The 20461-nt window shown below is 57.8% G+C and carries 19 protein-coding genes; 16 read left to right on the plus strand and 3 right to left on the minus strand.

Annotated features, from left to right (window positions below; translation table 11 throughout):
• Positions 1-236: 236 nt before the first annotated feature.
• The 3 genes from fadI to sixA all read left to right on the plus strand — a co-directional run bounded on the left by fadI (position 237) and on the right by sixA (position 4389).
• Positions 237-1547 (plus strand): acetyl-CoA C-acyltransferase FadI, encoded by a 1311-nt coding sequence (fadI, locus tag UR504_RS13800; RefSeq protein ID WP_115875915.1) that lies wholly within the window; start codon positions 237-239, stop codon positions 1545-1547.
• Positions 1547-3694: a fatty acid oxidation complex subunit alpha FadJ gene (fadJ, locus tag UR504_RS13805; RefSeq protein WP_320739804.1), complete on the plus strand. Its 2148-nt coding sequence runs from the start codon at positions 1547-1549 to the stop codon at positions 3692-3694. The genes fadI and fadJ overlap by 1 nt, the downstream gene beginning before the upstream one ends.
• A 209-nt stretch (positions 3695-3903) precedes the next feature.
• Positions 3904-4389, plus strand: a complete 486-nt coding sequence (gene sixA / locus UR504_RS13810) for a phosphohistidine phosphatase SixA (RefSeq protein WP_045330962.1) — start codon at positions 3904-3906, stop codon at positions 4387-4389.
• A gap of 46 nt (positions 4390-4435) precedes the next feature.
• Here the strand turns inward: sixA and smrB are convergent, their stop codons facing one another.
• A complete protein-coding gene (smrB, locus tag UR504_RS13815) occupies positions 4436-4987 on the minus strand; it encodes an endonuclease SmrB (RefSeq protein ID WP_008502613.1) in 552 nt (183 codons plus the stop codon).
• Between the two features lie 145 nt (positions 4988-5132).
• Between smrB and prmB the strand changes: the two genes are divergently transcribed.
• The 6 genes from prmB to UR504_RS13845 are packed head-to-tail and all read left to right on the plus strand — an operon-like array spanning position 5133 to position 9684.
• On the plus strand, positions 5133-6065 hold the full coding sequence (gene prmB / locus UR504_RS13820; RefSeq protein WP_008502612.1) for a 50S ribosomal protein L3 N(5)-glutamine methyltransferase: 933 nt from the start codon (positions 5133-5135) through the stop codon (positions 6063-6065).
• Positions 6066-6125: 60 nt separating this feature from the next.
• Complete coding sequence (gene aroC / locus UR504_RS13825) at positions 6126-7211, plus strand: chorismate synthase (protein WP_115875913.1); 1086 nt, start codon at positions 6126-6128, stop codon at positions 7209-7211.
• Between the two features lie 2 nt (positions 7212-7213).
• A complete protein-coding gene (gene mepA, locus UR504_RS13830; protein ID WP_115875912.1) occupies positions 7214-8038 on the plus strand; it encodes a penicillin-insensitive murein endopeptidase in 825 nt (274 codons plus the stop codon).
• Entirely contained in the window at positions 8038-8847 is an 810-nt protein-coding gene (locus tag UR504_RS13835) for a sulfite exporter TauE/SafE family protein (protein WP_008502609.1), read from the plus strand. Before mepA ends, UR504_RS13835 begins: the two co-directional genes overlap by 1 nt.
• Complete coding sequence (locus UR504_RS13840; protein ID WP_111965248.1) at positions 8847-9392, plus strand: elongation factor P hydroxylase; 546 nt, start codon at positions 8847-8849, stop codon at positions 9390-9392. Before UR504_RS13835 ends, UR504_RS13840 begins: the two co-directional genes overlap by 1 nt.
• Before the next feature lie 13 nt (positions 9393-9405).
• Positions 9406-9684, plus strand: a complete 279-nt coding sequence (locus tag UR504_RS13845; RefSeq protein ID WP_048029667.1) for a YfcL family protein — start codon at positions 9406-9408, stop codon at positions 9682-9684.
• Positions 9685-9742: 58 nt separating this feature from the next.
• Here the strand turns inward: UR504_RS13845 and mnmC are convergent, their stop codons facing one another.
• On the minus strand, positions 9743-11740 hold the full coding sequence (gene mnmC / locus UR504_RS13850) for a bifunctional tRNA (5-methylaminomethyl-2-thiouridine)(34)-methyltransferase MnmD/FAD-dependent 5-carboxymethylaminomethyl-2-thiouridine(34) oxidoreductase MnmC (RefSeq protein WP_274240448.1): 1998 nt from the start codon (positions 11738-11740) through the stop codon (positions 9743-9745).
• A 158-nt stretch (positions 11741-11898) separates the two neighbouring features.
• On the opposite strand from mnmC, the gene fabB reads away from it, so the two are divergent.
• Both fabB and UR504_RS13860 read left to right on the plus strand, forming a co-directional pair.
• The gene (gene fabB / locus UR504_RS13855) at positions 11899-13116 is read left to right on the plus strand and encodes a beta-ketoacyl-ACP synthase I (RefSeq protein ID WP_320739807.1); all 1218 of its coding nucleotides are present in this window, start codon (positions 11899-11901) and stop codon (positions 13114-13116) included.
• A gap of 207 nt (positions 13117-13323) precedes the next feature.
• Positions 13324-14502 (plus strand): MFS transporter, encoded by a 1179-nt coding sequence (locus UR504_RS13860; protein WP_032659215.1) that lies wholly within the window; start codon positions 13324-13326, stop codon positions 14500-14502.
• Between the two features lie 42 nt (positions 14503-14544).
• Here UR504_RS13860 and flk read toward each other — a convergent pair whose 3' ends face one another.
• Positions 14545-15549: a flagella biosynthesis regulator Flk gene (gene flk, locus UR504_RS13865; RefSeq protein ID WP_045402671.1), complete on the minus strand. Its 1005-nt coding sequence runs from the start codon at positions 15547-15549 to the stop codon at positions 14545-14547.
• Positions 15550-15662: 113 nt separating this feature from the next.
• On the opposite strand from flk, the gene pdxB reads away from it, so the two are divergent.
• From pdxB to accD, 5 genes are all read left to right on the plus strand, one after another.
• On the plus strand, positions 15663-16799 hold the full coding sequence (pdxB, locus tag UR504_RS13870; protein ID WP_136195500.1) for a 4-phosphoerythronate dehydrogenase PdxB: 1137 nt from the start codon (positions 15663-15665) through the stop codon (positions 16797-16799).
• A 67-nt stretch (positions 16800-16866) separates the two neighbouring features.
• Positions 16867-17880 carry an aspartate-semialdehyde dehydrogenase gene (locus UR504_RS13875; RefSeq protein ID WP_320739810.1) on the plus strand — a complete coding sequence of 338 codons (1014 nt, stop codon included), beginning with the start codon at positions 16867-16869 and terminating at the stop codon, positions 17878-17880.
• Entirely contained in the window at positions 17880-18692 is an 813-nt protein-coding gene (gene truA, locus UR504_RS13880) for a tRNA pseudouridine(38-40) synthase TruA (protein ID WP_008502600.1), read from the plus strand. The genes UR504_RS13875 and truA overlap by 1 nt, the downstream gene beginning before the upstream one ends.
• A 28-nt stretch (positions 18693-18720) precedes the next feature.
• On the plus strand, positions 18721-19380 hold the full coding sequence (locus tag UR504_RS13885; protein WP_008502599.1) for a DedA family protein: 660 nt from the start codon (positions 18721-18723) through the stop codon (positions 19378-19380).
• Positions 19381-19534: 154 nt separating this feature from the next.
• Positions 19535-20440 carry an acetyl-CoA carboxylase, carboxyltransferase subunit beta gene (gene accD, locus UR504_RS13890; RefSeq protein ID WP_111965256.1) on the plus strand — a complete coding sequence of 302 codons (906 nt, stop codon included), beginning with the start codon at positions 19535-19537 and terminating at the stop codon, positions 20438-20440.
• Positions 20441-20461 lie beyond the last annotated feature (21 nt).

A 20461-nucleotide genomic window follows, 5' to 3' on the forward strand; every position in this document is an offset into this window, starting at 1 on the left:
CGGCGGCGCTTCGCTTGCATGGGCCTACGATCGTGTAGGCCGAGTAAGGCAACGCCGCCACCCGGCAACAAACCGCACAAATGCCCCTGCCATGCAGGGGCATTTTCTTTTTCTTCTCTGTGTTTTAGCTCGCATTTTTTCGTTTCCCCGATTGGCTGAATGTAAAAAAATGGTTAAGACTATTATCAGGTCAGACCACTTTATGTTTGCGAAAAAATTTTTTACAGGGGAGTGTTATGAGTCAGGCATTACCGCTAATTACCCGTCAGGGCGATCGCATTGCCATAGTCAGTGGATTGCGAACGCCATTTGCGCGTCAGGCAACGGCGTTTCATGGCATACCGGCCGTTGACCTGGGGAAAATGGTAGTGGGGGAGATGCTGGCTCGCAGCGAAATTCCGCCTGAGGTCATCGAGCAGCTGGTGTTCGGTCAGGTCGTGCAGATGCCTGAAGCTCCCAATATTGCGCGGGAAATCGTACTCGGTACCGGGATGAACGTGCATACCGATGCCTACAGCGTCAGCCGCGCCTGCGCAACCAGTTTCCAGGCCGTGGCTAACGTAGCCGAAAGCCTGATGGCGGGCACTATTCGCGCCGGAATTGCGGGTGGGGCTGACTCCTCTTCGGTGCTGCCGATTGGGGTCAGTAAAAAGCTGGCGCGTATCCTGGTCGATGCCAACAAAGCCCGTACAACGGGTCAAAAACTCAAACTCTTCTCGCGTTTACGTCTGCGCGATCTGATGCCTGTCCCCCCTGCCGTAGCGGAATATTCCACCGGCCTGCGCATGGGCGATACCGCCGAGCAGATGGCGAAAACCTACGGCATTACCCGTGAACAGCAGGATGCGCTGGCGCATCGCTCGCATCAGCTTGCGGCAAAAGCCTGGTCGGAAGGCAAGCTGACCGACGAGGTCATGACCGCCTACATTCCGCCCTATCGCGAACCGCTTGCGGAAGATAACAATATTCGCGGCACCTCGACGCTGGCGGATTACGCAAAGCTGCGCCCGGCGTTTGACCGCAAGCACGGTACGGTGACGGCGGCGAACAGTACGCCGCTGACGGACGGGGCCGCCGCCGTGATCCTGATGACCGAATCCCGCGCGAAAGAGCTGGGCATCACTCCCCTGGGCTATTTACGCAGCTATGCCTTCACCGCCATTGATGTCTGGCAGGACATGTTGTTAGGTCCGGCATGGTCCACGCCGCTGGCGCTGGAGCGCGCGGGGCTGACGATGGCTGATTTAACCCTGATTGATATGCATGAAGCGTTTGCCGCGCAGACTCTGGCAAACGTTCAGCTACTGGCAAGCGAGCGTTTCGCGCGCGATGTGCTGGGCCGCGCCCATGCCACAGGCGAAGTGGATCAGAGTAAGTTCAACGTGCTGGGTGGTTCTATCGCCTACGGTCACCCGTTTGCCGCCACCGGTGCGCGAATGATCACGCAAACATTACATGAACTCCGTCGCCGCGGCGGCGGGTTTGGCCTCGTAACCGCCTGTGCGGCGGGTGGCCTTGGCGCAGCAATGGTTCTGGAGGCTGAATAATGGATATGCCATCTGCATTTAATCTGACGGTTCGCCTCGATAACGTGGCCGTTATCACTATTGATGTGCCTGATGAAAAGATGAATACCCTGAAGGCCGAATTTGGTGTTCAGGTGCGCGCGATGCTAAAGCAGATCCGCGAAAACAAAGCCATTCGCGGCCTGGTGTTTATCTCTGCCAAACCCGACAACTTTATCGCCGGGGCGGATATCAACATGATCGACCGGGCGCAAAACGCACTGGAAGCCGAAGAGCTGGCGCGTCAGGGCCAGCAGGTAATGTCGGAGATCAACAGCCTGCCGATCCCGGTTATCGCAGCGATCCACGGCGCCTGTCTGGGCGGCGGGCTTGAGCTGGCGCTGGCATGTCACAGCAGGATTTGTACTGACGATGCAAAAACCATTCTGGGCCTGCCGGAAGTGCAGCTGGGCCTGCTGCCTGGCTCCGGCGGAACGCAACGGCTGCCGCGCCTCGTGGGCGTCAGCACGGCGCTGGAGATGATCTTAACCGGTAAACAGCTGCGTGCCCGTCAGGCGCTAAAAGCCGGTCTGGTCGATGACGTCGTACCGCAGTCCATTTTGCTGGAGGCCGCCGTTGAGGTGGCGCTGAAAGGGCGTCAGGCAAAACGTCCTTTGCCGGTACGCGAGCGCGTGCTGGCTGGCCCGCTGGGAAGAACGCTTCTGTTCAACATGGTGGGCAAAAAGACTGAACAAAAAACCAAAGGCAACTACCCGGCGGCAAAGCGGATCCTGGAAGTGATCGAAACCGGGCTGTCGCAGGGAAGCAGCAGCGGCTATGCCGCGGAGGCCAAAGCCTTCGGCGAACTGGCGATGACGCCGCAGTCACAGGCGCTGCGCAGCATCTTCTTCGCCAGCACGGACGTGAAAAAAGATCCCGGCAGCGAGGCTGATCCTGCACCGCTGCGTGCCATTGGCGTACTGGGTGGGGGGCTCATGGGCGGCGGTATCTCTTTTGTTACCGCCAGCAAAGGCAAATTACCTGTACGTATCAAAGACATCAATCCGAAGGGTATCAACCACGCGCTGCAGTACAGCTGGCAGAAACTTGATCAAAAGGTGAAACGCCGCCATATCAAGGCAAGCGAGCGTGATAAAACCCTGGCGATGATCTCCGGTACGACGGATTACAGCGGTTTTGCGCACCGCGATCTGGTGATTGAAGCCGTGTTTGAAGATCTGGCGCTTAAGCAGCAGATGGTGGCAGACGTTGAGCAACATTGTGCTCCGCATACCATTTTTGCTTCCAATACGTCGTCATTACCGATTGGCGATATCGCGGCGAAAGCCGCGCGTCCGGAGCAGGTGATTGGGCTGCACTTCTTTAGCCCGGTCGAAAAAATGCCGCTGGTGGAAGTCATTCCACACGCGACGACCAGTCCGCAAACCATCGCCACGGTAGTCAAACTTGCGAAGAAGCAGGGGAAAACGCCGATCGTAGTAGCAGATAAGGCCGGCTTCTACGTTAACCGCATTCTGGCTCCCTATATTAATGAAGCCATGCGATTGCTGACGGAGGGAGAGAAGATCGAGCACGTCGACGAGGCGCTGGTAAAGTTTGGTTTCCCCGTAGGTCCAATCCAACTTTTGGATGAGGTGGGAATAGACACCGGCACTAAAATTATACCAGTGCTGGAAGCCGCATATGGCGATCGTTTCAGCCCACCTGCAAATATTGTTTCTGCGATTTTGAAGGACGATCGCAAAGGCAGAAAAAATGAACGCGGTTTCTATCTTTACGGCGCGAAAGGGCGTAAAAGCAGGAAACAGGTCGACCCTTCGGTTTATGGACTTATTACGACTTCTGGTCAGGGAAAACTCTCCGCCGTTCAGTGCGCTGAGCGCTGCGTGATGATGATGCTCAATGAAGCGGCGCGCTGCTTTGGTGAGCAGGCGATCAAGAGCGCGCGCGATGGAGACATTGGTGCGGTATTTGGCATTGGTTTCCCGCCGTTCCTTGGCGGCCCGTTCCGTTACATGGATACGCTCGGCGCGGGTGAAGTGGTTGCAATCCTGCAACGTCTGGCTTCGCAGTATGGTCCACGGTTTACACCGTGTGACCAATTATTGCAGATGGCGGAACGGGGCCAGACATTTTGGCCAGCAAGGGAAACTGTCCTCGTAAGCTGAGGTCAAAGAAGGGTAAATCCTGAGGTGAAGGAACCTGTTCTGGCGATTTTGTAAACAGAGATTGACTATACTTACGCCATTGAGGTAAAAAACAGCGTTTCATTCACCGAATGGATCAGGCACAATGCCCGGCCATCGGGTTTTCTACCTCTCAGCATTTATCGCGGGTAGTTAACGCCGGTGATTCTGGTTAACAAAAGCGGTGCAATATGCAAGTTTTTATCATGCGTCACGGCGACGCGGCACTCGATGCCGCCAGTGACTCAGTACGTCCTTTGACCGTCTGTGGCTGCGACGAATCTCGTCTGATGGCGACCTGGCTTAACGGTCAAAAAGTGGACATCGAACGCGTTCTGGTGAGTCCGTTCCTGCGTGCAGAACAGACGCTGGACGTGGTAGGGGAGTGTATGAACCTACCATCCAGCGTGGATGTTCTCCCTGAACTCACCCCGTGTGGCGATGTAGGCCTTGTCAGCGCTTATCTTCAGGCGCTGTGCAATGAAGGTGTCGCTTCCGCGCTGGTCATTTCCCACCTGCCACTGGTTGGCTATCTGGTATCTGAGCTTTGCCCTGGCGAGACCCCGCCTATGTTCACGACATCCGCTATTGCCAATGTTTCTCTCGACGAAACGGGCAAAGGTGTCTTCAACTGGCAAATGAGTCCGTGCAACCTGAAGATGGCAAAAGCGATCTGACGTGACGTGCGATATGGCGGGGTGCAATGTGCTTCCCGCCATTCTGTCAGGGCAACTCTGGCGGTTGCCACTCTTCCACTTCAATCAACACCAGCAACGCGGCATCTCCGCCGTACTCTTTCGGTGCCTGATGAAAAGCCATCACGTGCGGGTGCTGCGCCAGCCACAGGGGCGTCTGTTGCTTGAGAATATGTTTACCGTGGCCATGCATTACGCAGGCGCAAAAAACATGTTCGCGACGGCAGGCGGCGATCAATGCCCCCAACTCCTGTTTGGCCTGCATCTGCGTTAAGCCGTGGAGATCGAGAAACAGCTCCGGCGAATAATCCCCGCGGCGTAATTTTTTCAGCTCAAAATGGCTGACGTCTTCGCGTACATACTTAACAGCCCCTTGCGTATTAAGCAGCGGCTGAAATTCATCTGAAAAATAGTGGCTGTTATCGGCCTGCTCCTGCAGCAGGCGTTTGACCGGGACTTCGCTGATTTTTTTACGCTGCGGGCGATGAACGATGGTGTCCTGCGCGATCTTACGCGTCCCGGTCATCAGCTGTCGGAAGAGCGCCTGATCCTCCTCGCTGAGCGATGTTTTCTTTTTCATTCGTCATTCTCATCTCGTATTTCCGATAGTGTACCCGACTAAACGCATTTTTTAACCTCAAGCGCGACGCGTCATTGCTGATTTATCGCCGTCTTCATGGCAAACTAGCCGCCGAAAATTATGCGAGCATGCCCTGGAGGAAAGAGTGGATAAAATATTTGTCGATGAAGCAGTAAACGAGCTGCATACCATACAGGACATGTTGCGCTGGTCGGTTAGCCGCTTCAGCGCCGCCAATATCTGGTACGGTCACGGTACCGATAACCCATGGGATGAAGCCGTGCAGCTGGTGCTGCCGTCACTCTACCTGCCGCTGGATATCCCGGAAGACATGCGCACCGCGCGCCTGACCTCCAGCGAAAAACACCGCATCGTTGAGCGCGTGATCCGCCGCGTGAACGAGCGTATTCCGGTCGCCTATCTGACCAACAAAGCCTGGTTCTGCGGCCACGAGTTCTATGTCGATGAACGCGTGCTGGTGCCGCGCTCGCCGATTGGTGAGCTGATTAACAACCACTTTGAAGGCCTGATCGGCCATCAGCCGCAGCACATTCTCGATATGTGTACCGGCAGCGGCTGCATCGCGATTGCCTGCGCGTACGCCTTCCCTGAAGCGGAAGTGGACGCCGTCGATATCTCCACCGACGCGCTGGCCGTGACCGAACACAATATTGAAGAGCACGGCCTGATCCATCACGTTACGCCAATTCGCTCCGATCTGTTCCGCGATCTGCCGACGCTGCAGTACGATCTGATCGTCACCAACCCGCCGTACGTCGATGCGGAAGATATGTCCGATCTGCCGAACGAATACCGCCACGAGCCGGAGCTGGGTCTGGCTTCTGGCTCTGACGGCCTGAAGCTGACCCGCCGCATTCTGGCCTGCGCGCCGGATTATCTGACCGACGACGGCGTTCTGATTTGTGAAGTGGGCAACAGCATGGTACATCTGATAGAGCAGTACCCGGATGTGCCGTTCACCTGGCTTGAGTTCGACAACGGCGGTGACGGCGTCTTTATGCTGACCAAAGCGCAGCTGCTCGACGCGCGCGAACACTTCAGCATCTATAAAGATTAATCCAGCGGGCTTCGGCCCGTTTCACAACGCTCAAACACAAACAACAACATCGGAGCCGTGATGGCAGGAAACACTATTGGACAGTTATTCCGCGTGACCACCTTTGGCGAGTCACACGGGCTGGCGCTGGGCTGTATCGTTGATGGCGTACCGCCAGGCATCGAACTGACCGAAGCCGATTTACAGCACGACCTCGACCGTCGTCGTCCGGGCACCTCTCGCTACACCACGCAGCGTCGCGAGCCGGACCAGGTCAAAATTCTCTCCGGCGTCTTTGAAGGCCGAACCACCGGCACCAGCATTGGTCTGCTGATTGAAAACACCGATCAGCGCTCCCAGGACTACGGCGCCATCAAAGACGTGTTCCGTCCGGGCCATGCCGACTATACCTACGAACAAAAGTACGGGTTCCGCGACTATCGCGGCGGCGGACGCTCTTCCGCCCGTGAAACCGCAATGCGCGTGGCGGCTGGCGCCATTGCCAAAAAATACCTGCAGCAGAAATTTGGTATCGTTATCCGCGGCTGTCTGACCCAGATGGGCGACATTCCGCTGGCGATCAAAGACTGGGATCTGGTCGAGCAAAACCCGTTCTTCTGTGCCGATGCCGACAAGCTGGACGCGCTGGACGAACTGATGCGCGGCCTGAAAAAAGAGGGCGACTCCATCGGGGCGAAAGTGACCGTGGTGGCCGATGGCGTCCCGCCAGGCTGGGGCGAGCCGGTATTTGACCGTCTCGACGCCGACATCGCCCACGCGCTGATGAGCATCAACGCGGTGAAGGGCGTTGAGATTGGCGACGGTTTTGACGTGGTATCCCTGCGCGGCAGCCAGAACCGCGACGAAATCACGAAAGCGGGCTTCCAGAGCAACCACGCGGGCGGCATCCTGGGCGGGATCAGCAGCGGGCAGCAGATTGTTGCCAACATCGCGCTGAAGCCAACCTCCAGCATTACCGTGCCGGGCCACACGATTAACCGCGATGGCGAAGAAGTTGAGATGATCACCAAAGGACGTCACGATCCGTGCGTGGGGATCCGCGCGGTGCCGATCGCAGAAGCGATGCTGGCGATCGTGCTGATGGATCACTTCCTGCGCCAGCGCGCGCAGAATGCGGATGTGACGACCACCATTCCACGCTGGTAAACATGAAAAAAACCGCAATTGCTTTGCTGGCGCTGCTTGCCAGTGGAGCCAGTCTGGCCGCCACACCGTGGCAAAAAATCACCCATCCGGTGGCGGGGAGCGCGCAGTCGATCGGCGCTTTTTCCAACGGCTGTATCGTGGGCGCGCAGGAACTTCCGCTGCAATCGGAGACCTATCAGGTGATGCGTACCGACCAGCGTCGTTACTTCGGCCACCCGGATCTGGTGCTGTTCATTCAGCGACTGGGAAACCAGGTTCATAACCTGGGGCTGGGCACGATGCTGATCGGCGATATGGGGATGCCTGCCGGCGGTCGTTTTAACGGTGGACACGCCAGTCACCAGACCGGACTGGATGTGGATATCTTCCTGCAGCTGCCGAAAGCCCGCTGGACCGCCGCCCAACTGCTGAAACCGCAGGCGCTGGATCTGGTGGCGAGCGACGGCAAGCGCGTTGTGCCGTCCCTGTGGACGCGAGAGGTCTCCAGCATGATCAAGCTGGCGGCAGAAGATAACGACGTCACGCGGATTTTCGTTAACCCTGCCATCAAGCAGCAGCTCTGCCTGGATGCCGGAACCGATCGTGACTGGCTGCGCAAAGTGCGGCCGTGGTTCCAGCATCGAGCGCACATGCACGTTCGTCTGCGCTGCCCGGCGAATAGCCTGGAATGTGAAGATCAGCCGCTACCTCCGCCGGGCGATGGCTGCGGTGCGGAACTGCAAAGCTGGTTTGAACCGGCAAAACCTGGAACCTCTAAGCCTGAGAAGAAGACACCGCCTCCGCTGCCGCCTTCCTGCCAGGCGCTACTGGATGAGCATGTACTTTAATGGATAATTTCGTCGATCTGTTTATGGTGTCACCGCTGCTGCTGGTGGTGCTGTTCTTCGTGGCCATGCTGGCAGGTTTCATTGATGCCCTTGCGGGCGGCGGCGGGTTATTAACCGTACCTGCGCTGCTGGCGGCGGGCATGAGCCCGGCGCAGGCGCTTGCCACCAATAAGCTGCAGGCCTGCGGCGGCTCGCTCTCGGCGTCGCTCTATTTTATTCGCCGCAAGGTGGTGAGCCTGGCCGATCAGAAGCTCAATATCCTGATGACCTTTATCGGCTCAACGTCGGGCGCGCTGCTGGTGCAGCACGTGCAGTCGGATATTTTGCGCCAGATCCTGCCGGTGCTGGTTATCTGCATCGGTCTCTACTTCCTGCTGATGCCAAAACTCGGCGAGGAAGACCGCCAGCGTCGTCTGCACGGCCTGCCGTTTGCCCTGATTGCCGGGGGCTGCGTCGGTTTTTACGACGGTTTCTTCGGCCCGGGGGCAGGCTCGTTTTACGCGCTGGCGTTCGTGACGCTGGCCGGGTTTAACCTCGCCAAGTCGACCGCCCATGCCAAAGTGCTCAACGCCACCTCGAACGTCGGCGGCCTGCTGCTGTTTATCATTGGCGGCAAGGTTATCTGGGCAACCGGGTTTGTGATGATGGCAGGGCAGTTCCTGGGCGCGCGCGCGGGCTCGCGCCTGGTATTAAGCAAAGGGCAAAAACTGATTCGCCCGATGATCGTCATCGTCTCGGCCGTGATGAGCGCCAAACTACTTTATGACAGCCATGGACAGGAGATCCTCACCTGGTTGGGGATGCACTAATGAACAGTACGCATAAATACGAACAGCTGATTGAGATTTTCGACGGCTGTTTTGCTGACGATTTTAATACCCGTCTGATTAAAGGCGACGACGAACCGATCTATCTTCCTGCAGATGACGAGGTTCCGTATAACCGCATCGTCTTTGCCCACGGCTTTTACGCCAGCGGCTTGCACGAGATTTCGCACTGGTGCATCGCCGGAAAAGCGCGGCGCGAGCTGGTAGACTTTGGTTACTGGTACTGCCCGGACGGACGTGACGCCGCGACGCAGGGGCAGTTTGAAGATGTGGAAGTCAAACCGCAGGCGCTGGAATGGCTGTTCTGCGTCGCGGCGGGTTTCCCGTTCAACGTCAGCTGCGATAACCTCGAAGGCGACTTCGAGCCAGACCGTATCGTCTTCCAGCGCCGCGTGCATGCGCAGGTGATGGAATATCTTGAGAAAGGCATCCCGGAACGTCCGGCGCGCCTGATCGAGGCCTTACAGAATTATTACCACACGCCGGCGATCGCGGCGGAATGCTTCCCTTGGCCGGAAGATCTTTAACAGAGGAAAGAAGATGATCGCAGAATTTGAATCACGCATTCTGGCGTTAATTGATGACATGGTGGAACACGCCAGCGATGATGAGCTGTTCGCCAGCGGTTATCTGCGTGGTCACCTGACGCTCGCGGTAGCCGAGCTTGAAGCGGGGGACGATCACTCTGCCGACGCCGTTCACGAAGAAGTGACCCGCAGTCTGGAGAAAGCCATTCAGGCCGGGGAACTCTCTCCGCGCGACCAGTCTCTGGTGCTGGGCATGTGGGACAACCTGTTCCAGCAGGCAAAAGCGAAGTAAGTGTTTCACCACCCTCTCCCAGTGGGAGAGGGGCGGGGTGAGGGCCCCGGAACGCACCCTATTTAATCTTCTTCCCCTTCAGCAGTTTCCGCACCCACAATCGATTCGGATTCAGGCCCGCAAGCGTAATTCTGTCCAGCGGAATCGGCTCTCCGCTCATTTGCGCGGCTAAGACTTCGGCCAGCAGCGGCGCAGAACACAGCCCGCGAGAACCCAGCCCGCCGAGTATATACAGTTCCGGATAAACCGGAGCGCTCACCGCTTTATCCCGGTTATTAGCAAGGTCCTGATAAACCTCAAGCGTTGCCTGATAGTCCGGCACATTGCCCGCCATCGGCAGATGATCGCGGGTGGCGCAGCGCACGCCGCAGCGCGCGTCTCCGGCGCTGACGTCGACTTCTTTCGCCCACGCCGCATCCGGGAAGCAGTCAATCAGACGCTGGCGGTTCTGCGCCTGATCCACTTCGCTGTAGCGCATATCCGTTTCGCCACGATGATAGCTGGCCCCGATGCAGTGATGGCCGTTAGACGGATTTTGCGGCGTCAGATAGCCGTCATAGCACAGCACCTGGCGCAGTTTGCCGAGCTCAGGCGCGGTGGGAATATGGCTTACCTGGCCGCCAACAGGATAAACCGGCAACGACTCCGTCTGGGCAAACTGGCTGATGTGATGTCCGTTTGCCAGCACAACGCTGGCATGGCGTGCCTCTTTGCCATTAGCAAAACGCAGATCCCAGCATTCTGTCCGGCTCAGCGATTCAACCTTGTAGGCATACTGCACAGTCAGCCCGCGCGACTGCGCCAGGGTAATGACCGCCGCGGTCAGTTCAGCCGGGCACAGCCAGCCGCCGAGCGGATACTGAATGCCCCCACACCCGGTTTCCACGCCAGCGGTGTCTTCCACCTCTTGCGCACTTACCGCGCGGGCAATCTCTTCGGGCAGGCCCAGAGACAGCATCTGCGCGATCTTCTGCTGGCTCTTCTCATCCCAGCCGAGCTGCGTGACGCCGCACCAGTCATGGTCGAAGGCCACCGGAAGCGCGTCATAAAGGCGACGAGCGAAGGTAAACGCTGCCGGGAAAAACTGGAACAGAGCCGGGTCGTGCGCGCTTAAAAGCGGATAGAGCGCCCCCTGACGGTTGCCGGACGCGCCGCTGGCGGGCGCGTCGTCAGCACAGTAGAGCGTGACCTGCCAGCCGCGCTGGAGAAGGGCGAGCGAGAGCAGGGCGCTGGCGATCCCGCCGCCAACGATTGCTACGTCGCGCGATGCGCTGGCGCGGCGCGCAAACCAGGGCGTCTGAGCGGGGATGTCCAGCGTCTGCTCCATCCTGCCGACCAGCATGTCGCGCTTGCGGCCAAAGCCTTTGGTCTTCTGCATGGTAAAGCCCGCCTCCTGCAGCCCACGGCGGACAAAGCCCGCCGAGGTGAAGGTGGCAAGGGTAGCCCCAGGGCGCGCCAGGCGCGCCATCGCGTTAAACAGATGCTGGCTCCACATGTCCGGGTTTTTGGCAGGGGCAAAACCGTCCAGGAACCACGCGTCGACCTTCTGATTCATCGAATCATCGAGCCTGTCGGTCAGGTCGTTGATGTCGCCGAGCCATAAGTCCAGCGTGACGCGTCCACCGTCCAGAATCAGACGGTGACAGCCGCCGATGTGGGCCGGCCACTGCGCCTGAAGCTGTTCTGCCCAGGGCGCAAGCTCCGGCCAGCGCTGGTGGGCAAGCCGCAGATCGTGCGCGGTGAGCGGGAATTTTTCGAAACTGATGAAATGTAATCTTTGTAGCGTAGCCTCGGGGTGAGCAGCGTGGAACTGGTTAAACGCCTGCCAGAGGGTTAAAAAATTCAGCCCGGTGCCGAATCCACTTTCCGCGACCACAAACAGGCTCCGCGGGTGCGCCGGGAAGCGGGTGCTGAGCTGGTTTCCGTCGAGGAAAACATAGCGAGTTTCTTCGAGTCCGTTATCATTAGAAAAATAGACGTCATCAAAATCTCGGGAAACAGGTGTACCCTCAGCGTTGAATTCGAGGTTGGCGGGTTGTATAGCGTTTTGTTTCACGTAAGTTACTCGTCTGACAGGCAGTGGCACGATCTTAACGATGTGAGTCCATCGGTGCAAATTTCCGCAGAAAATGTCTGATCGGACTTGTTCGGCGTACAAGTGTACGCTATTGTGCGACTCGAAACTTACTATAGTGCGACTTACAGAGGTATTGAATGAAACGTGCAGTGATTACTGGCCTGGGCATTGTTTCCAGCATCGGTAATAACCAGCAGGAAGTCCTGGCATCTCTGCGTGAAGGACGCTCCGGGATCGCTTTCTCTGAAGAGTTTAAAGATTCAGGTATGCGTAGCCACGTATGGGGTAACGTCAAACTGGACACCACCGGTTTGATCGACCGCAAAGTGGTTCGTTTCATGAACGATGCCTCTATTTATGCTTATCTCTCCATGCAGGAAGCGATCAAAGATTCCGGCCTGAGCGAAGAGGTTTATCAGAACAACCCGCGCGTGGGTCTGATTGCCGGTTCCGGCGGCTCATCTAAAGCGCAGGTATTCGGTGCTGACGCAATGCGTAGCCCGCGTGGTCTGAAAGCGGTAGGTCCGTACGTGGTTACTAAAGCCATGGGTTCTGCGGTTTCCGCGTGCCTGGCGACCCCGTTCAAAATCCACGGTGTGAACTACTCCATCAGCTCCGCGTGTGCGACCTCCGCGCACTGCATCGGTAATGCTGTTGAGCAGATCCAGCTGGGTAAACAGGACATCGTATTTGCTGGCGGCGGCGAAGAGCTGGGCTGGGAAATGGCCTGTGAATTCGACGCGATGGGCGCACTGTCCACCAAGTACAATGAAACCCCGGATAAAGCCTCCCGTACCTATGATGCGCACCGTGACGGTTTCGTTATCGCGGGCGGCGGCGGTATGGTTGTGGTTGAAGAGCTGGAGCATGCCCTGGCACGTGGCGCGCATATCTACGCTGAGATCGTGGGCTACGGTGCAACGTCTGACGGCGCCGACATGGTTGCGCCATCCGGCGAAGGCGCGGTGCGCTGCATGAAGATGGCGATGCACGGCGTTGACACCCCAATCGACTACCTGAACTCCCACGGTACCTCTACTCCGGTAGGCGACGTGAAAGAGCTGGGTGCGATCCGTGAAGTCTTCGGCGACAACAGCCCGGCGATCTCCGCGACTAAAGCCATGACCGGTCACTCTCTGGGTGCGGCTGGCGTGCAGGAAGCGATCTACTCTTTGCTGATGCTGGAAAACGGCTTTATCGCGCCAAGCATCAACATTGAAGAGATGGACGAGCAGGCTGCCGGCCTGAACATCGTGACCAAACCAACGGAAGCGACGCTGACTACCGTCATGTCAAACAGCTTCGGCTTCGGTGGTACCAACGCCACGCTGGTTATGCGTAAGCTGAAAGCATAAGTTTTAAGTTTGATTCCGAAAGGGAGCCATAAGGCTCCCTTTTTTATGCATTGACAAGCGGCTGATCTCACAGGCAAACTTTACCCCTCAACATTATCCTCACGATAATGCGTAAGCGTTTAACGTCAACCAACGCACCTTAATCCTGATAATCAGGTAGAGGGGGCGTGGCATTTTCCCGCCTTACTCTTCATTTCGGAGTAAAGCATGACTGCAGTAACTCAAACAGAAACAACCCCTTCAGCGAACGTCTCGCTGTTCCGTATCGCCTTTGCGGTATTCCTGACCTATATGACCGTTGGCCTGCCGCTGCCGGTGATCCCGCTTTTCGTTCATCAGGAACTGGGCTATGGCAACACCATGGTCGGCATTGCTGTGGGCATTCAGTTTTTAGCCACGGTATTAACCCGCGGTTACGCCGGACGTCTGGCGGATCAGCACGGTGCCAAGCGCTCGGCGCTGCAGGGCATGTTTGCCTGCGGGCTAGCGGGCGGCGCCTGGCTGCTGGCGGCTCTACTGCCGGTCGATGCTGCGTATAAATTTGCGCTGCTTGTACTGGGCCGTTTAATTCTTGGCTTCGGTGAAAGCCAGCTGCTGACCGGCACCCTGACCTGGGGAATGGGGCTGGTGGGGCCTGCTCGTTCCGGTAAGGTGATGTCCTGGAACGGTATGGCCATCTATGGCGCGCTGGCTGCCGGTGCGCCGCTTGGGCTGCTTATCAATAGCCAGTTTGGATTTGCGGCATTGGCCGCAACCACCATGGTTTTACCTCTGCTGGCGTGGGCGTTTAACGGCTCGGTGCGTAAGGTGCCCGCGCACAAAGGCGAGCGACCTTCCCTGTGGAGCGTGGTAGGCCAAATCTGGCAGCCGGGTCTTGGCCTGGCGCTGCAGGGCGTGGGTTTTGCGGTGATTGGGACGTTCGTTTCGCTCTATTTTATGAGCCGTGGCTGGGCGATGGCCGGTTTTACGCTCACCGCTTTTGGCGGCGCGTTTGTGCTAATGCGCGTCTTCTTCGGCTGGATGCCGGATCGCTTTGGCGGCGTGAAGGTGGCGGTGGCGTCGCTGGTGATTGAGACCATCGGTCTGCTGCTGCTGTGGAATGCTCCCGTGGCTTCCGTTGCGCTGCTTGGTGCGGCGCTGACCGGCTGCGGCTGTTCACTGATCTTCCCGGCGCTGGGTGTTGAAGTGGTGAAGCGCGTGGCCCCGCAGGTGCGCGGTACGGCGCTGGGCGGCTATGCGGCGTTTCAGGATATCTCATACGGGGTAACCGGACCGCTGGCAGGGGTGTTAGCCACCTCGTTTGGCTATCCGTCCGTCTTCCTGGCAGGTGCGGTTTCCGCGGTGGTTGGGATTGTGGTCACGCTGGTGGCGTTTCGCAGGACTTGAGCCGTTGTAGGCCCGGTAAGCGCAGCGCCACCGGGCCAAACCTCAGACAACCAGCCAGAAAATCGCCAGTGCAATCAGTAGCGCAATAAACATCAACCCCGGACGCGCGGAGAGCGTTCTGAAGGTTTCCACGACCGGCGCAAACAGCGGGCTGTAGATCGGCTGAATGTTTCTCACCTCCGGCACGCCGCCTTCACGCTCTGCGCGGCGAACGAAGATCTGGTTGAGCAGATCCTGCACCTGCGCGGTGGTCAGTACCGTCTGCGGCGTGGCCTGCCAGTTTTGCTGGGCGTAATCCCGAATCACCTCGAACTCGTGCGGCTCAAGCGGCTGTTTCAGCGCGGCCTGGACGGTATGCAGGGTAGGGGCGCTCTGGGTGCTGAGCGTCTGGCGCGCCTGAAGCCAGGTCACCAGATGAGTAAACTGTTTGGCCGGGATTAACTCACCCGCCTTCACGCCGGACAGCTCCAGCATGGATTGCCAGATAAGCTTCGTCGGCTCGCCGGTGGCCGCTGCCAGCTTCGTCACCATCTGCTTGAGCGTATTGTGCTCCGCGGGCAGCAGCGGACGCTCGGTCGCCGGGCGCACCTGTGGCTGCGGAATAGACAGCTCGTTATTCTGCAGCAGGGTCAGCACGGTTTTGAGCTGGTCGGGCGTCAGCTGGCCCAGCGCGGTCTGACCATACTGCTGGCGAATAAAATCACTTACCGCCTGGCGGTTATTTCCCTGACCCAGCAGCTCCGTCAGCTGAGAAACAATCTGGCGGGTGGTGTGGTTCTGCTGCGCGGTCGTAATACGCTGGTTCAGATTTTGTTCGGCCGCCGGGAAATGGCGCGACTGCAGCGGTGCGTCGTTTCTCACGCCTAAATCATGCTTTACCCCGGCCCAGACTTCCGCGTTCTGCTGCGAAGTCAGCGCAATCAGGCGCGTGATCAGTCGCTCCAGCACGGTGCGCTGTTGCGTGGATAGCGGTTGTTCACCGGCAACGTTTGGCGTGACCGGGCCTTCACCCGGAGGGCGTGGCGGCGTACCTGAAATGGGCTGCATCGTCAAAAATCCTTAAAGTCAAAACTCAGCGTAAACCTGGCAGACGTATATGCCTGGCGGCCAGATTATGGCACACTTGGCAGGTTTTCTTCCTCTCAAACAGGTACTCAGACGTGAAAATCCTCGTTGATGAAAATATGCCTTACGCCCGTGAGCTATTTAGCCGCCTGGGTAACGTAAAGGCTGTTCCTGGTCGCCCGATCCCGGTCAACGAACTGGACGATGCCGACGCCCTGATGGTGCGCTCGGTGACCAAAGTAAATGAGGCGTTGCTCGCCGGTAAGGCGATTAAGTTCGTTGGGACCGCAACGGCAGGGACCGATCATGTGGATGATAAATGGCTGAAGCAGGCCGGAATCGGTTTTTCCGCCGCACCGGGCTGCAACGCCATTGCCGTCGTGGAATACGTTTTCTCCTCTCTGCTGATGCTGGCCGAGCGCGACGGTTTTGCGCTGAAAGACCGCACCGTGGGGATTGTCGGCGTGGGTAACGTCGGCGGGCGCCTGCAAAAGCGCCTGGAAGCGTTAGGGATCCGCACTCTGCTGTGCGATCCGCCGCGCAAAGACAACGGCGAGGACGGGGATTTCCGCTCGCTGGACGAGCTGGTTGAACAGTGTGACGTGCTGACGTTCCACACGCCGCTGTTTAAAGAGGGTCCGTATAAGTCGCTGCATCTTGCCGATGAGGCGCTCATTCGCCGTCTGAAGGCTGGCACTATTCTGATAAATGCCTGTCGTGGTCCGGTAGTCGATAACGCCGCGTTGCTGACGTGTCTGAACGAAGGACAAGATCTCAGCGTGGTGCTGGACGTCTGGGAGCCGGAGCCGGACCTCAACGTTGAGCTGCTTAACAAGGTGGACGTGGGCACCGCGCATATCGCCGGTTATACCCTCGAAGGGAAAGCCCGCGGCACGACGCAGGTCTTCGAGGCCTATAGCGCCTTTATCGGCCATCCGCAGCAGGTGGCGCTGGATACCTTACTCCCCGCGCCTGAATTTGGCCGCATTACTCTCCACGGCCCGCTCGATCAGGGAACGCTGAAAAGGCTGGTGCATTTGGTGTATGATGTGCGCCGCGATGATGCGCTGCTGCGTAAAGTGGCGGGGATCCCGGGCGAGTTTGATAAGCTGCGCAAGAACTACGTTGAGCGCCGCGAGTGGTCATCCCTGTATGTGATGTGCGACGACGCCCCGGCGGCGACGCTGCTGCACAAGCTGGGGTTTAACGCCGTTCATCACCCGGCGCATTAATGTCTTCTTAATGCTCCCTGTCGGATACTCCGACAGGGACGCTTTTTTATTTCTGGAGTAAACCACCATGTCTGAAGGCTGGAACATTGCCATTTTAGGTGCCACGGGTGCCGTGGGCGAAGCCCTGCTCGAAACGCTTGCTGAGCGTCAGTTCCCGGTGGGCGATATCTATGCGCTGGCGCGAACGGATAGCGCGGGTGAGCATCTGCGTTTTAACAGTAAGTCCGTCATGGTTCAGGATGCGGCGGCGTTCGACTGGACGCAGGCGCAGCTGGCGTTTTTCGCTGCAGGTGCTGAAGCCACTGCGGCGTACGTTGAAGAGGCGACCAACGCAGGCTGCCTGGTGATTGACCTGAGCGGCCTGTTCTCCATGGAGCCGGATGTGCCGCTGGTGGTGCCGGACGTGAACCCGTTTGTGCTGGCTGACTACCGCAACCGTAACGTCATTGCGGTGCCGAACAGCCTGACCAGCCAGCTGCTGACTGCACTGAAACCGCTGACCGACGACGGCGGCCTGTCGCGCATTACCGTCACCAGCCTGCTGTCGGCGTCCGCAAACGGCAAAAAGGCCGTTGACGCGCTGGCCGGGCAGAGCGCGAAGCTGCTGAACGGCATTCCGATTGATGAAGATGATTTCTTTGGCCGCCAGCTGGCGTTCAACATGCTGCCGCTATTGCCGGATCGCGAGGGCTCCGTGCGCGAAGAGCGCCGTATCGTCGATGAGGTGCGTAAAATTCTGCAGGACGATGGCCTGATGATCTCCGCAAGCGTCGTGCAGTCCCCGGTCTTCTACGGTCACGCGCAGATGGTCGGCTTTGAAGCGCTGCGTCCCCTGGCGGCAGAAGAGGCGCGCGATGCGTTTGGCCGCGGGGAAGACATCGTCCTCTCCGAAGAGAGCGAGTTCCCGACGCAGGTGGGCGATGCCACCGGCAGCGCGCATCTTTCCGTTGGCTGCGTGCGTAACGACTACGGTATGCCGGAGCAGGTCCAGTTCTGGTCCGTTGCCGACAACGTTCGCTTCGGCGGCGCGCTGATGGCGGTCAAGATCGCTGAAAAACTGGTGCAGGAGTACCTGTACTGATGTCAGACGTGGAACAAAAGCCGGTTCATAAAATTGCCCTCGGTATTGAGTACGATGGCAGTAAATATTATGGCTGGCAGCGTCAGAATGAGGTGCGCAGCGTTCAGGAGAAGCTGGAGAAAGCGCTCTCTCAGGTGGCAAACGAGCCGATTAACGTCCTGTGCGCAGGCCGTACGGATGCTGGCGTTCACGGCACGGGGCAGGTGGTGCACTTTGAGACCACCGCCGTGCGTAAGGATGCCGCCTGGACGCTGGGTGTAAATGCGAATTTGCCTGGTGACATTGCGGTGCGTTGGGTGAAAGCTGTGCCGGATGATTTTCATGCGCGTTTCAGCGCCACCGCGCGTCGTTACCGTTATGTCATCTACAACCAGCGTCTGCGTCCGGCGGTGTTAAGCCAGGGCGTGACGCATTTTTATGAACCGCTCGATGCGGAACGCATGCATCGCGCGGCGCAGTGTCTGATTGGTGAAAATGACTTTACCTCGTTTCGTGCGGTGCAGTGTCAGTCCCGCACGCCGTGGCGTAATGTCATGCACATTAACGTCAGCCGTTTTGGCGCGTATGTGGTGGTGGATATCAAAGCCAATGCCTTTGTACATCATATGGTGCGGAATATTGTGGGCAGCCTGATGGAAGTGGGTGCCGGACACCAGCCGGAGAGCTGGATTGCAGACCTGCTGGCAGCGAAGGACAGAACGCTTGCGGCAGCCACGGCGAAAGCGGAAGGGCTGTATCTGGTCTCGGTAGACTATCCGGATCGGTTTGACCTGCCGAAACCGCCAATGGGGCCGCTGTTTTTAGCGGACTAAACAAAGGTGCAATTAAGGCTTAGACAATATGGACGTAATTCGTTTTTTGATTGATTTCATCCTGCATATTGATGTTCACCTGGCAGAGCTGGTCGCGCAGTATGGCGTCTGGGTTTATGCCATTCTGTTCCTCATTCTGTTTTGTGAAACCGGGCTGGTTGTCACGCCGTTTCTGCCGGGCGATTCACTGCTGTTTGTCGCCGGGGCGTTATCGGCGCTGCCCACCAACGATCTGAATGTGCATCTTATGGTGGTGCTGATGGTGATCGCCGCCATCGTCGGTGATGCGGTCAACTACACGATTGGACGCGTATTCGGTGAGCGGCTTTTCAGCAATCCGGATTCAAAAATTTTCCGCCGCAGCTATTTAGATAAAACTCATGCGTTTTATGAACGCCATGGCGGAAAAACCATTATCCTTGCGCGCTTTGTGCCTATTGTGCGCACATTTGCACCGTTTGTGGCGGGAATGGGACATATGTCCTATCGTCATTTTGCCATGTATAACGTCGTGGGGGCGCTGCTGTGGGTACTGCTGTTTACCTATGCGGGTTACCTGTTTGGCGATCTCCCAGTGGTTCAGGAAAACCTTAAGTTACTGATTGTAGCGATTATTGTGCTTTCCGTACTGCCTGGCGTTATCGAAATTATTCGTCACAAACGTGCGGCGGCAAAACAAGCGAAGTAAATGCACGCTGGCGGTTCGACCACTTTTTTATCCAAAGTTTCGGGCTGTTATGTTTTAATGTGCAACATTCATGGTCTGTTGGAGGCAAAAATGGCATTATTCGCCTCTTATAGCAAAACTGGCATACGACCAGGTTCAGGCAGAAAGGTTATCAATGAGCTGGATTGAACGAATTAAAAGCAACATTACCCCAACGCGCAAAGCGAGCATTCCTGAAGGGGTATGGACGAAGTGTGATAGCTGCGGTCAGGTTCTGTATCGCGCAGAGCTGGAACGCAACCTTGAGGTGTGTCCGAAGTGTGACCACCATATGCGTATGTCGGCGCGCAACCGCCTGCATAGCCTGCTGGACGAAGGTTCTCTGGTAGAACTGGGCAGCGAGCTTGAGCCAAAAGACGTGCTGAAGTTCCGCGATTCCAAGAAATATAAAGATCGTCTGGCCTCCGCACAGAAAGAGACCGGCGAGAAAGACGCGCTGGTCGTCATGAAAGGCACCCTGCATGGGATGCCGGTTGTTGCCGCTGCGTTTGAGTTCTCCTTTATGGGCGGCTCAATGGGTTCCGTGGTCGGTGCGCGCTTCGTGCGTGCCGTTGAGCAGGCGCTGGAAGACAACTGTCCGCTGATCTGTTTCTCTGCCTCCGGCGGAGCACGTATGCAGGAAGCGCTGATGTCCCTGATGCAGATGGCTAAAACCTCTGCAGCGCTGGCAAAGATGCAGGAGCGCGGTCTGCCGTACATCTCCGTGCTTACCGACCCAACCATGGGCGGCGTCTCCGCGAGCTTCGCGATGCTGGGCGACCTGAACGTCGCTGAGCCAAAAGCGCTGATCGGCTTTGCGGGTCCTCGCGTTATCGAGCAGACCGTTCGTGAAAAACTGCCGCCGGGCTTCCAGCGCAGTGAGTTCCTCATCGAGAAAGGCGCCATCGACATGATCGTCCGCCGTCCGGAAATGCGCCTGAAGCTGGCGAGCATCCTGGCGAAGCTGATGAATCTGCCAGCGCCAAACCCGGATGAGCCGCGCGAAGGCGTGGTGGTACCGGATCAGGAACCCGAGGCCTGATAACTGAAAAGGGCAGGGCCG

The sequence above is a fragment of the Enterobacter sp. 241F3 genome, from assembly GCF_034106785.1.
Lineage (GTDB): Bacteria > Pseudomonadota > Gammaproteobacteria > Enterobacterales > Enterobacteriaceae > Enterobacter > Enterobacter vonholyi.

Bases quoted from the DNA above. Each gene is read 5' to 3' on its own strand.
- flk (WP_045402671.1), bottom strand. From the start codon at position 15,549: ATGCAGCCCATTTCAGGTACGCCGCCACGCCCTCCGGGTGAAGGCCCG.
- UR504_RS13860 (WP_032659215.1), top strand. From the start codon at position 13,324: ATGACTGCAGTAACTCAAACAGAAACAACCCCTTCAGCGAACGTCTCG.
- mepA (WP_115875912.1), top strand. From the start codon at position 7,214: ATGAAAAAAACCGCAATTGCTTTGCTGGCGCTGCTTGCCAGTGGAGCC.
- UR504_RS13875 (WP_320739810.1), top strand. From the start codon at position 16,867: ATGTCTGAAGGCTGGAACATTGCCATTTTAGGTGCCACGGGTGCCGTG.
- sixA (WP_045330962.1), top strand. From the start codon at position 3,904: ATGCAAGTTTTTATCATGCGTCACGGCGACGCGGCACTCGATGCCGCC.
- UR504_RS13845 (WP_048029667.1), top strand. From the start codon at position 9,406: ATGATCGCAGAATTTGAATCACGCATTCTGGCGTTAATTGATGACATG.
- UR504_RS13840 (WP_111965248.1), top strand. From the start codon at position 8,847: ATGAACAGTACGCATAAATACGAACAGCTGATTGAGATTTTCGACGGC.
- smrB (WP_008502613.1), bottom strand. From the start codon at position 4,987: ATGAAAAAGAAAACATCGCTCAGCGAGGAGGATCAGGCGCTCTTCCGA.
- aroC (WP_115875913.1), top strand. From the start codon at position 6,126: ATGGCAGGAAACACTATTGGACAGTTATTCCGCGTGACCACCTTTGGC.
- truA (WP_008502600.1), top strand. From the start codon at position 17,880: ATGTCAGACGTGGAACAAAAGCCGGTTCATAAAATTGCCCTCGGTATT.
- UR504_RS13885 (WP_008502599.1), top strand. From the start codon at position 18,721: ATGGACGTAATTCGTTTTTTGATTGATTTCATCCTGCATATTGATGTT.
- UR504_RS13835 (WP_008502609.1), top strand. From the start codon at position 8,038: ATGGATAATTTCGTCGATCTGTTTATGGTGTCACCGCTGCTGCTGGTG.
- accD (WP_111965256.1), top strand. From the start codon at position 19,535: ATGAGCTGGATTGAACGAATTAAAAGCAACATTACCCCAACGCGCAAA.
- fadJ (WP_320739804.1), top strand. From the start codon at position 1,547: ATGGATATGCCATCTGCATTTAATCTGACGGTTCGCCTCGATAACGTG.
- fabB (WP_320739807.1), top strand. From the start codon at position 11,899: ATGAAACGTGCAGTGATTACTGGCCTGGGCATTGTTTCCAGCATCGGT.
- fadI (WP_115875915.1), top strand. From the start codon at position 237: ATGAGTCAGGCATTACCGCTAATTACCCGTCAGGGCGATCGCATTGCC.